Consider the following 15,223-nt stretch of genomic DNA (forward strand, 5'->3'; position numbering starts at 1 on the left):
GGGGAGATAAGACCAAAGATGGGGCGAAAGTCTCACCTGCGGCACTCGCCTGTGAGTACAGAAGCTCAGGGTGTAGCGAAGCGAAACCCTGAGTAGTTCACGTAGCCGGGTATTGAACCTGTCAAAGGGGTAACCGAACACATAGTGTTGTTACAGCATCAACACAGGGAGCATCCCAATTTTGACGCAATACCCTAGAAGGGTATTGCTATACCAACAAAGCCTGCCTTCTTTTGCTAAAAGTTTGATAGCCTGCGTTCGTCGAAGACGTTCCCGAAGGGTAGGCAGGCTTCGTATTTCTAGCCCCACCCTTATAGGGTGAGGGCGTTTTTGCACATTTGGGATGCTCCCTCAACACATTTGCCAATCCCCCTAAATAAAGAGCTAAACCAAGTTTATAGTTCATTTTTTGGCTTTATCCGCACGAAAGCTATAACTTGGTTACAATATCTTTAAAAAGATTGGTAACAATTTCATGATTAATGCTCTTGTGGTTTTTTACGATTAACACAGAAGCTGGACTAAACACTCAATACTATTTTTGACAGTTTACTAAAACATGGATTTCATCAACCAAGCACAAAATCTAGCATTTACAGTTAGAGATAAAGTTCAAGAAGTGGCAACTAATGCAACTAACGGTCTAGATGAAGTAGTTAATGAAATTAAAAACACTACTGTAGATATTACTACCTCAAGTATTAGCATACTCACTGATATACAAGGATTATCAACTACAGCAGCAAAGCAAGGTCTTCAAACTGTACAAAATGTTAGTAAAGCATTTGAAGCAGCTGCTATTGGGGCTACTACCTCTAGTCTTGTTATAGCTGATGCTCTGCAAAACTTGCCTTCGACAGCTACGGAATTAGCAGCAGAAATGCCTAAGATTGCCAATAGGTTGAGGTATCGTGCTGGTTTAAGAGTTGGCGACTCTCCTCGCTCGGACTCCGATATCATCAAACTTTTTGAGAAAATCCCTGGTACATCCAAGCTGGGAGCTAAGGAACGGACTATTCGTCAATTTCTCAGTGATAAACATGGTAGTCATATTATCCCACGCTCTCAAGGTGGCTCAAATGGGGCTGACAATATTCTTTGGGAAGTAGGCGTTGATAATATCCGTCGCGGTGCGAAAGTTATGACTGTTGGGGAGCAGTTTTATATTCGGGTTTATAATGCTGTCGATTCTATCGTCAGTAATTCTGGGACAATCGCTAAACTTGGTATTACTGCAACGGGAACCGCTATTCTCACCCAGGTAATGGTGACAGCGATTTCATATTCTTTGGATCTTTACCGAGGCGATATCACTGTTGAAGAGTATAAAACTTTAATTTTAGAAACGGCAAAAACAGCAGGTATTGCTACACCTATTGTTTTTCTTTTGTTGGTGGCTGTATTGGCTTTATTCCCAGAATTTACAGTTATATTGTCAGCACCAGTGGTAGTTGCAGGTTTCAATGCCTTATTTGGTATGAGTATTGCTGTACCAATCGTTCAATCGTTGGTTCGTCATACTCAAGCTGGTGGTTTTGGCAATGAAGCTGCTGGTGAGCTTTCCACTGCAATTGCTGTCAAGACCGATACAAAATTTTATTAAGTTTCTTTACTTTTCGTTACAAATGGTTAATACTACTAATTAGATTTACACAAATAAAGCTGTAAACGTCAGTTAAGCGTTGAGCTTGATCATCCATAAACTCCTAATTAAGGTTCACTTATGCCGTTTACCATCGATTCAGCTCGCGGTATCTTTCCCGAAACACTGACTGCTGATTTAGTTCCAGCAACCATTGCTCGCTTCAACCAACTAAGTGCTGAAGATCAGCTAGCGCTCATCTGGTTTGCTTACCTAGAAATGGGTAAAACGATTACCATTGCTGCTCCTGGTGCTGCAAATATGGTATTTGCAGAAAATACCTTGAATGAACTCAAGCAAATGTCTTTCCAGGAACAAACTCAGGTAATGTGTGACCTAGCAAACCGTGCTGATACACCCATTTGCCGCACCTATGCAATTTGGTCTGTAAACATCAAACTTGGTTTTTGGTATCGGCTGGGAGAGTGGATGGAGCAGGGTATTGTCGCTCCGATTCCACAAGGTTATCGACTATCAGCCAATGCAGCTGCAGTTCTGCAAGCAATTAGAGATCTAGATGCAGGACAGCAAATTACCGTTTTGCGTAATTCTGTAGTTGATATGGGATACGATCCCAATAAATTAGGCAGTTATACCAAGGTTAGTGAACCTGTAGCTCCGCCGAAAGAAATAGCTAAACGCACACCTGTCACTATCGAAGGCATTGATAATCCAACCATTCTGAGTTACATGGATAACTTAAATGCCAACGATTTTGATGCGTTGATTGAGTTATTTACTCCCGATGGTGCGCTACAACCTCCCTTTCAAAAACCGATCGCAGGTAAGGAAGCAGTCTATCGGTTTTTCCGAGAAGATTGTCAGAACCTCAAGTTAATACCACTGCGAGGTGTGTCTGAACCCGCAGAGGATGGTTACACTCAGATTAAAGTTACAGGTACAGTACAAACTCCTTGGTTTGGCGCTGCTGTGGGTATGAACATGGCTTGGAGATTCTTGCTAACTCCTGATAACAAAATCTTCTTTGTGGCGATAGACTTACTAGCATCTCCCAAAGAGCTACTGAATTTGGTTCGCTAGTACTAGAAGAATTTTCTTTTGATTCTGATCTAGAAACAGACTTAGGAAATGAGGTGATAGGGCGATCAATCCCAGACTAGGACAAAGCCCTACACCTCCACAAATTATAAATCTGCGATCTAACGCAGTACAATATCGAAAATTGTGAGTATGGCTTTGCTCTGACCACAATCTTCGATATGAAAACTGTATTAGGGACTTCCAAGTAAAAAATATTCCTGAAGCTATTGTTGATGGTTGACTGTTGACGGTTGACTGCGCCGCACTGAGCCTGTCGAAGTGTTGACTGTTAAGCGTTAACAACTTGAACGGAATAATATATTGTTTGGAGTTCCCCTTATGAAGTGAATTTGCTCTCTTGGAGGAGAGTATTTTGGGATGGGAGCATGAAGGTAAACGAAGTTAGCTGGTCTGATTTAGAACAAGAAGTTGCTCAAGCCGCCTTTCAAAAAGCATATGAGCGAGAAATCAACGCCCTGATTCAGGACGTTCGCGACAACGCCGTTCACATTTCCGAGTTGGAAGATATCTGGCGATTACATAACTTTCTCAGTGCCAAAAGACATGAGATTGATGGTAAGTATGATTACAACTATTCAGTTCTCGTATTTGTTTTTGCAACTCTGATTAAACAGGGATGGTTGCATCTGGATGAACTCAAGGGGCTGGATCAGGATAAACTTACTAAGATTGGCTCTCTTTCACGAATGTAGCTACCGGTGAAATGTTGGTGGTAGACAACTGAAAGGGAATGTTGCCAATCATCTTGTTGTGATTGGCGTTCAATTTGGGCGTAGACGCGGTAGACGAGCGGAGCGAGGCTTCTCGGAGAGTACGGCTTGTCATTAGACAGCGCTAAAACCGCCCCGAAATTAAATTGTTACCAATCATCTTCTTGTGACTGACGCTCAATTTGGGCGATCGCTAATTTCGCTAACACCCGCACTACCTCTTGTTCATCATTGAGTAAGGCCTGTAATGGTTCATTAGCTGCGCGATCGCCAATTTTACCCAGAGAATTAATTGCGGCTTTTCTCACATCCAAATCAGAATCGTGAAGTGCCAGAATTAAATGCGGTACAGATGGAGGATAATTCACTTGTCCCAAGGCGGCGGCGGCTTCTGTGCGGATCAGCGCTTCTGGATCTGTCAAAGCAGAAACCAGCAAGTTGCAAGACTTTTCATCTGACTGTTCTTGGGCTACATGACCTAAAGCACCAATCACGGCACATCTTACATCTAAAGAGGCAGCATTTAATGCTTTATATAGATAATCTGCTGCTTCTGAGCCAATAAACGCCAATGCCCATGCCGCATGACCTTTAATATCTTGGGGATGCTCATCTGATGCTAAAATGTCCAGCAACGCTGGTACAGAAGCTTCTCCTGTCCTAGCTAACGCCCCGGCTGCTGAACTTCTGACTACTGTATCTTCATCATTCAGAAAAGCCTGAAGCAATTCGGGTACAGCACGAGGATCGGCAATAATTGTGAGTGTCTTAGCAGCAGCCCGTCGCACCACTACATTAGAATGATTTTTCAGCGCTTCTATGAGAAAGGGCGTTGCGGCTTCGCCAATTTCACCCAAAGTTTCCGCAAACCGCAGTCGCACTAATCCTCGCGGATCTCCTAAACCCTCTACGAGTTGCTTGAGAACCGTTTCATCTGTAGCATCGAAGATTTCTAGTGAAATCTGCTCGTTTACTCTTTGAACCAAAGCATCATTTTCAGCTTGCACTCGCAGGATGGAATCGTTCACCCCTGAAGTATCAATATTGAGCGATTGACTCATCACAAATTCCCTATCACCGTTATTTTGAAAGCCTCTAATTACCAGATGTCAAAGTAGATTGCTGCTGACGTAGCGACTCTAGAGTAGCGTCTATTTGGGTAAGTTGAGGTTGCAGGCTAGCAAGGGCTTGTGCCTTCATCACTTTAGCTTTTTGTGCCATTGACAAGGTATCGTTAACCAGACGTTCGCGATATTGTTCTAATTCTGCGATCGCGAGAGTCAATTCTTCGGAGTCAGTTTGAGCGTTTGCTGTGAGTTCTGTAGTATCAGACATATCTGTTTTATTTGCTAAAAGTAGTTTTAAAATGCCCATATTAAATTTTCTCAGATTTCAGTGACTAAAGCATAGGAAAATGGGCATGGGGCATTGAAACAATTTTGGATTTTGGATTTCCGATTTTGGATTAGGTTTAAATCTAAAATCCAAAATCTAAAATCTAAAATTACTAGCCCCTAGCTCCTGATAATGTGAGTTTTCTTTCCAAATCGAAGAGAAAGCCGTGAATATATTCTTCTGTCCACTCACTACCGTAAAAACGGGTGAACATTCCTCTTGCTGGATCTTTTTCGGCGCGGTAGCGGAGATAACGCAGTTGGGCTTGTTCAATTTCGGTTAAATATTTGGAGTCGGTGATGGGTTGTGCTTGGTCAACAAAATCTAGGTAGGCTTGGAGATAGGCTTTAAAAGCTGCAAATACATGGGTTTCTACTACCTCGGTTTGCTGGGGGCGCGTCCAGAGAAAGGCGGGTGAGAAAAAGGGCTGGGCTTCTTCGGGGAAGTCCCCGCCCCAAGGGAGATGCTGCTGATGCGTCTGGAAAATTGGCAGGATAGGTTGGGTATATTTCGCCTGATATCCTAAATCATCCCGAAATAGGGGTTGCATATCGAGGGCGATTAAGTGTCCTCCGGGTAAGGTGACTAAATCTGCACCAAAGAAGGGTAAATCGTAATTTAGGTGCGGAAAAATTACGAAATTTAATACCTGAAGTGAGTTACCTCCCTGTACGTGGGCGGCTCGAATTTGCCGGAGTTTGCTAGTTTGATAGGCGTAGCTAGTTGTTAAAACTTCTTGGTGATGTTTGCCTTTACCTACTGTTGCTTGTTTGGACTCAAAGCCAGCAGGAATAGGATAAGACTGCAAATTTAAACGATTCTGTAAAAGCGCGATCGCGTAATCTAAAAATGGCTGATAGAGAGTCAACTTCGCTTCGCTCCAAATTCAAAATGAACAATCACCGGATTTTGTTGAGGCGATTTAGATTTAAATCTCTATTTGGTTGCTACAGCTGCTAATGGCACAGCATCCTCAAATAAAAATTCATGCAAAAATCGTTCTGACCATTGATGACCAAAGTAGCTGCTGAATAATCCAGATGCAGGATCGCGATCGGCACTATATTGGTCGTAGTCTTTTTGTGCTTTGACAATCCGTTGAATGTCTGACTGATCAATCAGAGGTTTAGCTTGGGCTAGCATCTCCCAATACAAGTTTAGATAGTCTTTGAAGGCCTCAAATACCCGTGTTTTGACTGTTTCGGCATCGGTTTTGGCAAATAACAGATATTTTGAAAAGTACTGATTAGCGTCATAAAATTTCATTTCCAGGTTTTGCGCCAAGTCTGGATACTTATCGCGTAATGTCTGCAATGGATAGATGTACTTCCTCAAGTAAGCTTCATCTTGAAAAAGCGGCTGGAAATCCATCACAATCAGGTTTTTCACTTGTCCGAAAGACAGAAAGTCAATGCCGAGTAAGGGCAAATCGTAGTGATGACTGGGATAAATCACGCTGTTAAAGATTTGAGCGCTTGCGCCTGCATCGATATATGTATAGCGGATTTTGCGTAATTCTGGGCATTGATAACACCAACTTTGAATTGTGGCGGGATTTCTGCCGCGATCGCTCACCTGATACTCTAGTCCGGAGGGAATCGGACGACTCTCTAATGTAAACCGTTGCAAAAGCGATTGTTCCAGATGCTCAAGGAAGCACTTATACATAAAAGTTAGAGACTAATTTGCCTTAATCCCAGAGAATAGAGGATTCGCAGATTCGCCGTCTCGAATATATTAAACAAAGTAACGATCCTTAACGTTAGCCGGAAGCGATCGCGCAATACCTAGAAAATGCGATCGCCCAGAAACTACAGGATATTCTGCCCAATAACTATCTGATAGAGACTTTATAGGGCGGCTCTAGATAAATTGTGTTCTACCATTTGCGCTAAATTTGTCTCAGTTAAATAACGTCGCTCAGAGCAATAAGTCATTAAATATACGCCATTCATCATTCTTACCGTGCTTACACGTACCCGAAAATCATCGGTCATAAACCAGCAGCGTTCCTGTCCCTGGTTAGTTTCATATTCGGTATCGATGGTTAAAATGCCGTCTTGTCCGAACCAATAACGGCTAACTACGGGGATTTTTTCCACATAGCCTTGATTCCGCAGCAATTTTCCCGATCGCCCTGTCTCATCATCTGGTACATCAATTAATACAGCCGCACGTTCCGGATCGGGTTCGCGATCGTCGTCATGTTCTTGCCACATAAAGCTAGCGCCGCCCTTAGCCTTAGCTGGATCGATTCCTTGCGCTTCGCAAATAGCTTTTACCCTGGGATCTTGGACTGTAATTACTCCCACATAGAGCTTTGATTCTCCCGACTGATCCGCCACCGCATCAAAGTGATGCACCGTGCGCTGAGTAAACCAAACTCCTTCACTCTTGTGAAAAAACTCCATCATGGTCATTGGTTGTACAAAAGGCATAGCTGATCCTCAAACAATTTTGGATTTTGGATTTTGGATTTTAGATTAACTCCAAGCAAAGACATAAATAATTGTGGATTTGAGAATTGTTCCGCGTAGCTTGCTTCTGGCGGAGCGAAAATGAATTAGTTTGCTATCAGACCCTTTTAAATTGTGAATCTTCAATTCAAAATCCAAAATTTAAAATCTAAAATTCGGGTAGATATATCGCGGTACAATACCCCTACAATAATCTCACAATTTCAATTCATGATCGGCAGAGAGACTCAAAAGACACCTCTAGATGTTTTGGCTGTCCTCAAGGCGGGAATTGCTCTGACGCAAGCAGATTTATATCAATTCAACCTCAGTGGTTTAGAACTGCAAAGAGCTAATTTACATCAAGCTATTTTGATTCGCGCCAATCTGAGCAAAGCGGATTTGAGTGCAGCAGATATCAGTGGCGCTGATTTACGAGCAGCAGATCTCAGTTATGCGATTTTAACAGATGCCAATTTACAGGCAGCTTGTATGTACAGAGTAGATCTCAGTGGTGCGGATTTACGAGGAGCTAATTTAACCAATACCAAGCTGCTAGGCGCGAGATATGATAGCCAAACCCTCTTTCCTGAAGGCTTTAATTACAAATCTTCGGGGGCAATTGGGCCTAATGCCTATTTGAATGGTGCCCAATTAAATACAGCTAACTTGCGTCATGCTGATTTGCAGGGTGCAAGTATGTTGGGTGCTTATTTAGGGGGAGCGGATCTAACTCGTGCGAATCTTCAAGGAGCAAGATTAAGTCAAGCTGATTTGCGCAAAGCCTGGTTACCGGGAGTATGTTTACGTAATGCGCGGTTAAATGGTGCCAATTTAGCCGGTGCTGATTTACGCGCAGCCGATTTGACTGGTGTGGAATTTGAGCAACTAGAAAGCATTGCTGGGGCAGATTTTACCCATGTTCAGGGACTAACTGAGGAGATGCGATCGCGCCTTTTAAGCCAACCAGCACAAGAACTAGATACAGCTCATGCTTTAACCCGTCGTACCACACGCGCCAGCCTGGAAACTTGATGGCATTTATAGTGGGGGCATTCGACCACACTGTAGGGGCACGGCATCCAAAATCTTCTCATATATACAATAATCTTACTGGTGCCGTGCCCCTACTACGGTTGTGGGTCAAATGCATGAAAACTGCTGTAAGCGATAAATCGCAACTACCAACCCAGCAAAATTAATGCGATAGACCAGTAGTAGTCTGTCAATTTTGTTTTGAGGGGTTTTTGGTAGTGCGGGCAGCGTTCGACTGAGCGCTCACGCCGAAGTCTTGCCCGCGTGAGCGAGACGCTCACACTACTGTCCCTCATTTCAACCCTGACACACTAGTAGTCTGGCAACCCAACTTTAAGGGGTAAAGAAACAAACCGCGAAGGCACGAAGGGCGCTAAGAAAGAGGTAGATAAGAGAAATAAAAAAATGATTCACCCAGCAAAGTTAACTTGTCAGAGTACTAGTAGTAGCTGCACCTAATTGCAGGGCGTATAGGTTCGCATAGACACCTTGCTCGGCAATTAATTCGGTATGGGTTCCCCGCTCAACGATTTGTCCTTGCTGGATGACTAGCACTTGGTCGGCTTGCGTAACAGTACTGAGACGATGGGCAATTACGAAACTAGTACGACCTTGCAACAAACGAGCGATCGCAGTTTGTACTAAAGCTTCGGTACGTGTATCTATACTACTAGTAGCTTCATCTAAAATCAAAATTTTCGGGTTAATCAATACCGCACGGGCAATACTAATCAGTTGGCGTTGCCCTTGGCTAAGTGGCGCGCCTCTTTCGCCTAATTGAGTGCTGTAACCTTGAGGTAATGAGGTAATAAATTCATGAACATTCGCCATCTGCGCCGCCGCTTCAATTTCCGCTTGGGTAGCATGAGGCAAGCCAAAAGCGATATTTTCTGCCACGGTGCCGCTAAATAAAATATTGTCTTGCAGCACTATGCCAATTTGTCGGCGTAAACTGGCTTGGGTAACACTCCGCACATCAATGCCATCAATTTCTACTGCACCTGCCGAGACATCATAAAATCGCAAAATTAAGTTAATTATCGTGGTTTTGCCTGAGCCTGTGGGGCCGACTAAGGCAATCATTTGCCCTGGTTTAGCTTGTAAATTTACACCTTTTAGCACCATTTGCTGGGGATTATAGCCAAATTTAACATCAACAAAAGTTACCTCACCTTGAATTTCTGGCATTTCTGTTGCATTGGCGGCATCTTTGAGTTGAGATGGTTCATCTAGCAGAAAGAAAATTCGCTCTAAGCCAGCAAAAGCGGATTGTGCTTGGGTGTAAAATTGGCTAAGGATTTGGATGGGGCGAAAGAATTGCTGCACATACAATAAAAATGATGTGACTACACCCACAGTCGCGCCACCAGTGACAGCTAAATAACCACCATAAGCCAAAACCCCAGCCGTTGCTAAGGTATTGAGAAAATCAATTGATGGTAAAAATGCCGCAGTAATAGCGACAGCTTCCACATTAGCGTCGCGGTTGGCAGCGTTGAGGATATCGAATTCAGCAATGTTAAGATGTACGCGATTAAAGGCTTGAGCTTCGCGCACACTACCAATATCTTCTTCTAGCTTGGCGGAAAGTTCGCCGATAGTTTCTCTGGTAACCCGAAATTTATCTCTAGCCCAACGCGCAAACAAGCTGGTAGTGATAATCATCACGGGAACAACAAGGTTGCTTAATAAACCCAGTTGTAGATTAATTGCCAGCATCGCAATCACAATGCCTACTAAGCTGAAAACGTTACCTAGCATTTGCGCAATTGTCTGTCCAAATGCCTGATTTACGGTGTTCACATCATTCAGCAGGCGACTCATTAAATCGCCGGCTTCGCTGCGATCAAAAAAGCTTAATGGTAGACTTTGAATTTTCAGAAAAATATCTTGGCGCAATTGTGCCAACAAGCGCTGCATAATCCAACCGACGCGCATAATTTGACCGCGAATCGCCAAAATACCCAGCCCATAAATTAGCGCTAGTAAGAGTAATAACAACAGTAAACCCTGTAAATTACCCTTGGCAATTAAGTTATCAACAGACCAACCGAGTAAAAAAGGCCCGATCGCTTGTGTTGATGCACCAATTACTACAAATGTCAAGGCTAGAGGAATTTCTTTGCGGTAAGGTTGGAAATATTGTAAAAAGCGGCGCAAAGTGGAGACTTGATTAGTTGCTTGTTGCTCAGATGCAACAACAGGGCCGATACCTCGCATAGGAATTTTAGGTTAGGGGCTAGGGAAGGGGGACAAGGAAGACAAGGGGGACAAGGGAGACAAGGGGGACAAATGACTATTGACTATTGACTATTGACCATTGACTATTGACTATTGACTTTAGTAACTTGAGATTCCAAAATTACGCCGTAAAGCGGGCTGGTGCGCATCAATTCTTCATGGGTTCCTTGGGCGACTAAGCGCCCTTTATCAATTAAAAAGATGCGATCGGCATTTTTGACTGTGCTGATGCGTTGGGCTACGACAAAGGTGACACAGGCTTTTTGGCGCATGAAATTATCGAGTTCGGCTTGGATTTGGGCGGCTGTTTGAGCATCAACCGCAGAGGTACTATCATCCAAAATGAGAATACTGTAATCGGTGAGTAAGGTACGAGCGATCGCAATTCGCTGTTTTTGTCCTCCCGATAAACCTATACCCCTTTCCCCGACTATGGTTTCGTAGCTATCAGGTAGGCTGGTGATAAAATCATGAATTTGCGCAGTTTTGGCGACGGAAATCACTTCTGCCAAGCTGGCGTGGGGTTTAGCATAGGTGATATTCTCGCGGATGGTACCAGAGAATAAGGTGGTTTCTTGGAAAACGATGCCGATATGCGATCGCAAACTTTTTAAGCTAAAATCCCGCACATCTCGTCCATCGATGCGAATTGAGCCTGCGGTAACGTCATAAAAGCGGGGAATCAAGTTCATGATGGTGCTTTTACCGGAACCTGTCATGCCCAAGATGGCGATTAATTCTCTGGGCTTAGTTTCAAAAGATACACTTTTTAAGGCGGGGGTAGTGGCTCCGGGATAACGAAAAGAGACATTTTCAAAGGTGATTCTCCCACTGCAAGTATCAAATTCCACAGCATCAGCGCGATCGCGAATTTCTACTGCGGCGTCTACCACTTCATAAACTCGTTGCGCTGAAGCCGCCGCCGATGCGATCGCGGGAGCGGCAAAACCAATGAGTAAAATTGGTTGGAGAATTAATACTAAATAAGAGTTAAAAGCTACAAGTTCGCCAATGGAAAAATCATTATTAATTACCTGCGCTCCCCCATAGGCAAACACTGCCAAAGTTACCAAGTTACTTAGCAAGAAAATAAAGGGGAAAGTATTATGAATAGCGTCAATGGTCTTCATATTCGCTTTGACCAGGCTATCATTGAGTGCGGTGTAACGCGACTTTTCCGCAGACTCCCGCACGAAAGCTTTAACTACCCTAATTCCTAATAAATTCTCTTGCAAGATAGCATTTAAATTACCTAATTGTTCTTGTACTTGTCCAAATAATTTTTGATTGCGAGTAATAAATCTTGCCATTAACCAACCGGAAATCGGCACTACTGTTAAAGTAATTAATGCCAATTGCCAATTCATAATTAACAGCACCACCGCAATACTAACTAATGTCACCACTGCACCGATGACTTGAATTAAGCTAGTACCAATAAAGGTGCGGATTTGCTCGATGTCACTGGTAACGCGAGTTAATAGCTGGGAAGTTTGCGAGCGATCGTGATAGCTAAAACTCAGGTTTTGAATTTTGCTAAAAATCTTATTGCGTAAATCATAGGCTACACCTTGGGAAGCGGCTTCCGCCCAGTAGCTTTGTCCAAAATTAAACAAACCGCGCGCGATCGCCGCTACTACCATCCAAGCTGCACTGTAAAGTACAATTTGCAAATTGCGCGGCACAATTCCGCCATCGATTCCCCAGCGAAATAATTGGGGGGTAACGGCGTTCGCAACTGTCAAAAGTAAGAGACTTAATAAAGCTCCTACAGAAATCCACCGATAGTTGCTCAAGCTTCCCAGCACTCGCCGGATCGCTTGCATCGACGAATTTTCAGTGAGTTCTGATTGTGGTCGCAATGGAATTCACCCCTGTATCTTTAAAAGATTATCTCCCATATTCATACAAGAGTAGTTTGGCTTTAAATATATCTACTGGGTTGTCTCATTCGTTGTCATAAGGTGGTGGTATTAAGATCCCCGACTTCTTTAAGAAGTCGGGGATCTAGCAACCCATTAAAATTAATCACAGATGATGGTTGAATTATTTACTACAATTCTTTTAAATACGCTTAGATGCTTTGTTGTAAAAAATTTTTATCGACTCACCATCCATGCTCGTCTTTTGTTAAATAAATCACTAAATAGGTATTAATATTGCTTAAGAACTTTTGATTATTATTAAGTTATCAACTACATAAATCATACTGCAAGTGCTTAACTCCAAACTTATCAAGGCTTTGAGAAATAATCTTCACTACAAATAGAGAAAAAATCAGCTTAATTACTATATCAAATAACTCGCTTTGTTACAAAGTAAAATGTAGCCTAAATCACAGTATAATTTAATAAAAATATATCTCTCTAGACTATATATTTTGCGTTAAAAATCCATTAATGTAGAGACGAAGAAATCACAAAACCTTCTTTACCCTATTTTTTATTAAATATTGCAGTCAGGATTTATTCAACTTTTATAGCGGTTCCCAATCTGGTGAAGTACATTTTCAAAGCTAATCACCTTGTCCAGCAAGATTTGGGTGTACCTCAGTAGCTTAGGAAACGCTATAAAAACAACTAGCTGGAAAATACCACTTTGACAAATATCAATCTAGATACAGCCATGATCTATAACCCATGTCCTATGCCCAGCAACTGAGCAGTTATTAGCTGAAAATGTATATTTTTACACTTCATTAAATAAATGTGGTGTTTTGGGGACTTTATGTTATTATTTATTCTTTGCATAGCCTAACTTACACGTAGATATAAAGCAATTATTTAGATCTAGATTTAGTTAGGATTTGTGCAAGAATTTGCACAAATGCTCTTATGGTAAAAGATTTTTAATAAAAATTTGATTTTGTCATGATATTAAATGTTTTTTCTTCCTAGCGTTCAAACTTAGTTAACAACTGCAACAAGAGAGAAGCCAATGAACCTAGAGCTGTTTTTCCAACGCACAGAAGTCTTGCACAAGCGGTTAGCAGATTTATATCAAACTGCTACTATTCTGCCTTGGATGCCAACGGAAATGCTACCCCAAGCATTTGCGGAACTTCACAACAGTTCAAAAACATTGCAGTTGGCGGTTGAAGAACTATATCAGCAAAATGAAGAACTCATCCAAACACAAAATTTTCTAGAAACCGAACGCCAACGTTATCAAGATTTATTCGATACAGCACCAGATGGTTATTTAATTACTAACGCCTCAGGTATCATCTGTGAAGCTAACCCAATGGCTGCTAAATTACTCAATGTTTCTCAACAATTTTTAATTGGTAAGCCAATTATTAATTTTGTTCCCATCGAAGAACGTCAACAATTGCGGACGGAAATTAACCGCTTAGGAGAATCTGATAGAAATACAGAATTATTAATTAACTTACAACAACGTCATGGTGATATTTTCAATGCGGCGTTAACAGTTTCAGTTATTCGCAATGCACAGGGTAAAGTCATTTCTCTTAACTGGTTAATTAGGAATATAACTGAACGCCAGAAATGGGAATCACCAGGAATGAAAAATGTTAGCGGCATTATCAGAGATCAACGCTTATATAAATACGATAAGGGAGACAATATTAGTCTCAACCCGCTACAGATTTTACAAGTTAGTCGAGGTTGGGTAAAACTTAGTACTTTCTGTGAAACAGGGGAAGAAGTACTCATTGGTTTAGTCGGCTCTGGTATGATATTTGGTGCTAGCATGACTTCTCTAAAAATTTACCAAGCCATCGCTTTATCAGAAGTAGAATTACAATCAGTTCATGTCTCAGAAATTGCTGCTTCTCCGCAACTTAGCCATAACTTTTTACCGAAAATTAATGAACGATTGCAGCAAACAGAATATTTACTAGCAATTTCTGGTAAGCGCCAAGTAGAAGAAAGATTATCTTACTTTTTAGAATTTCTCAAACAAGAAATTGGCGAACCTGTAGCAGAAGGAACGCGGTTAAATGTGCGTTTAACTCATGAAGATATTGCTAGTGCTTGCTGTGCAAATAGAGTGACAATTACCCGCTTTATGAGCAAATTAAAGCAAGAAGGTAAAATTAGTTTTGATAGTCGCAAACACATGATTTTAACAGATGTCATTTGTGCTTGAAGAAGGCAGCACTACCCTGCGGGAACGACTCCGTCGAACGACAAGCTCAGTGACCAGGCAGGAGGCAGAGGGCAGAAGGTAAAACCGTAGCATTTGTGCTTTGAAGATATCCTAATTTATGTGACTACAGCTTGATATGACAAAGTTATTTTTAAATATTTATGTAGGGTGTGTTGTCGCGCAGCGCAACGCACCTGGTTTATATTGATTAACTAATATCAATTTAAATAATGTTTGCAGCATCTCAATATATTCTAGAGGGCATGGAATTGCCATATCCCTACTGTTGCATTCTTGTTTTAAATTGCGATGAGAATTTACAGCAGATTGCCAGTTATGATTGTAGGGGCACTGGCACTGCCATGCCCCGAAGCGCTTACTGGGCAACGCTTATCCAAATTAAACTTAAATCTTTAAACATTAATTCTTTATCGGTGCGTTGCGCTACGCGACAACACACCCTACAAATACTAATATTTATTGGCTGGATATAAATATCAAAGTTAATATAAATTGCTGAATAAATCAAGATAAAATAATAACACCACACTTGACTGAAGTTAAGTTTT

General features: G+C 42.0%; 12 protein-coding genes. 5 read left to right on the plus strand and 7 right to left on the minus strand.

What is annotated here, in order from left to right; all coding sequences use genetic code 11:
- Positions 1-559 precede the first annotated feature (559 nt).
- The 3 genes from AACW45_RS30210 to AACW45_RS30220 all read left to right on the plus strand — a co-directional run bounded on the left by AACW45_RS30210 (position 560) and on the right by AACW45_RS30220 (position 3,396).
- Positions 560-1,603: an HNH endonuclease gene (locus tag AACW45_RS30210; protein WP_190636811.1), complete on the plus strand. Its 1,044-nt coding sequence runs from the start codon at positions 560-562 to the stop codon at positions 1,601-1,603.
- Between the two features lie 120 nt (positions 1,604-1,723).
- Entirely contained in the window at positions 1,724-2,683 is a 960-nt protein-coding gene (locus AACW45_RS30215; RefSeq protein WP_096646458.1) for an orange carotenoid-binding protein, read from the plus strand.
- A 386-nt stretch (positions 2,684-3,069) separates the two neighbouring features.
- Positions 3,070-3,396 carry a hypothetical protein gene (locus AACW45_RS30220; RefSeq protein ID WP_096589631.1) on the plus strand — a complete coding sequence of 109 codons (327 nt, stop codon included), beginning with the start codon at positions 3,070-3,072 and terminating at the stop codon, positions 3,394-3,396.
- Between the two features lie 167 nt (positions 3,397-3,563).
- Here the strand turns inward: AACW45_RS30220 and AACW45_RS30225 are convergent, their stop codons facing one another.
- The 5 genes from AACW45_RS30225 to AACW45_RS30245 form a co-directional block, all read right to left on the minus strand.
- Complete coding sequence (locus AACW45_RS30225) at positions 3,564-4,475, minus strand: HEAT repeat domain-containing protein (RefSeq protein ID WP_190636813.1); 912 nt, start codon at positions 4,473-4,475, stop codon at positions 3,564-3,566.
- 34 nt (positions 4,476-4,509) lie between these two features.
- Positions 4,510-4,788, minus strand: a complete 279-nt coding sequence (locus AACW45_RS30230) for a hypothetical protein (protein WP_242045795.1) — start codon at positions 4,786-4,788, stop codon at positions 4,510-4,512.
- Between the two features lie 133 nt (positions 4,789-4,921).
- Positions 4,922-5,677 carry a phycoerythrobilin:ferredoxin oxidoreductase gene (locus tag AACW45_RS30235; RefSeq protein ID WP_190636815.1) on the minus strand — a complete coding sequence of 252 codons (756 nt, stop codon included), beginning with the start codon at positions 5,675-5,677 and terminating at the stop codon, positions 4,922-4,924.
- A gap of 68 nt (positions 5,678-5,745) precedes the next feature.
- On the minus strand, positions 5,746-6,477 hold the full coding sequence (locus tag AACW45_RS30240; protein ID WP_190636817.1) for a 15,16-dihydrobiliverdin:ferredoxin oxidoreductase: 732 nt from the start codon (positions 6,475-6,477) through the stop codon (positions 5,746-5,748).
- 182 nt (positions 6,478-6,659) lie between these two features.
- A complete protein-coding gene (locus AACW45_RS30245) occupies positions 6,660-7,247 on the minus strand; it encodes a phycobiliprotein lyase (RefSeq protein WP_190636818.1) in 588 nt (195 codons plus the stop codon).
- A 249-nt stretch (positions 7,248-7,496) separates the two neighbouring features.
- Between AACW45_RS30245 and AACW45_RS30250 the strand changes: the two genes are divergently transcribed.
- Positions 7,497-8,300: a pentapeptide repeat-containing protein gene (locus AACW45_RS30250; protein WP_190636820.1), complete on the plus strand. Its 804-nt coding sequence runs from the start codon at positions 7,497-7,499 to the stop codon at positions 8,298-8,300.
- 423 nt (positions 8,301-8,723) lie between these two features.
- Here AACW45_RS30250 and AACW45_RS30255 read toward each other — a convergent pair whose 3' ends face one another.
- Both AACW45_RS30255 and AACW45_RS30260 read right to left on the minus strand, forming a co-directional pair.
- Complete coding sequence (locus AACW45_RS30255; RefSeq protein WP_190636823.1) at positions 8,724-10,520, minus strand: ABC transporter ATP-binding protein; 1,797 nt, start codon at positions 10,518-10,520, stop codon at positions 8,724-8,726.
- Between the two features lie 104 nt (positions 10,521-10,624).
- Entirely contained in the window at positions 10,625-12,367 is a 1,743-nt protein-coding gene (locus AACW45_RS30260; RefSeq protein ID WP_190636875.1) for an ABC transporter ATP-binding protein, read from the minus strand.
- A 1,111-nt stretch (positions 12,368-13,478) separates the two neighbouring features.
- Here AACW45_RS30260 and AACW45_RS30265 point away from each other — a divergent pair.
- Entirely contained in the window at positions 13,479-14,654 is a 1,176-nt protein-coding gene (locus AACW45_RS30265) for a PAS domain S-box protein (RefSeq protein WP_190636825.1), read from the plus strand.
- The last annotated feature ends 569 nt before the right edge of the window (positions 14,655-15,223 follow it).

It is taken from the genome of Calothrix sp. FACHB-168 (assembly GCF_963889195.1).
GTDB lineage: Bacteria > Cyanobacteriota > Cyanobacteriia > Cyanobacteriales > Nostocaceae > Aulosira > Aulosira anomala_A.

Excerpts from the sequence above, each read along its gene's own strand:
- AACW45_RS30210 (WP_190636811.1), top strand. The coding sequence starts at position 560 with ATGGATTTCATCAACCAAGCACAAAATCTAGCATTTACAGTTAGAGAT.
- AACW45_RS30215 (WP_096646458.1), top strand. The coding sequence starts at position 1,724 with ATGCCGTTTACCATCGATTCAGCTCGCGGTATCTTTCCCGAAACACTG.
- AACW45_RS30220 (WP_096589631.1), top strand. The coding sequence starts at position 3,070 with ATGAAGGTAAACGAAGTTAGCTGGTCTGATTTAGAACAAGAAGTTGCT.
- AACW45_RS30225 (WP_190636813.1), bottom strand. The coding sequence starts at position 4,475 with ATGAGTCAATCGCTCAATATTGATACTTCAGGGGTGAACGATTCCATC.
- AACW45_RS30230 (WP_242045795.1), bottom strand. The coding sequence starts at position 4,788 with ATGGGCATTTTAAAACTACTTTTAGCAAATAAAACAGATATGTCTGAT.
- AACW45_RS30240 (WP_190636817.1), bottom strand. The coding sequence starts at position 6,477 with ATGTATAAGTGCTTCCTTGAGCATCTGGAACAATCGCTTTTGCAACGG.
- AACW45_RS30245 (WP_190636818.1), bottom strand. The coding sequence starts at position 7,247 with ATGCCTTTTGTACAACCAATGACCATGATGGAGTTTTTTCACAAGAGT.
- AACW45_RS30250 (WP_190636820.1), top strand. The coding sequence starts at position 7,497 with ATGATCGGCAGAGAGACTCAAAAGACACCTCTAGATGTTTTGGCTGTC.
- AACW45_RS30255 (WP_190636823.1), bottom strand. The coding sequence starts at position 10,520 with ATGCGAGGTATCGGCCCTGTTGTTGCATCTGAGCAACAAGCAACTAAT.
- AACW45_RS30260 (WP_190636875.1), bottom strand. The coding sequence starts at position 12,367 with ATGCAAGCGATCCGGCGAGTGCTGGGAAGCTTGAGCAACTATCGGTGG.
- AACW45_RS30265 (WP_190636825.1), top strand. The coding sequence starts at position 13,479 with ATGAACCTAGAGCTGTTTTTCCAACGCACAGAAGTCTTGCACAAGCGG.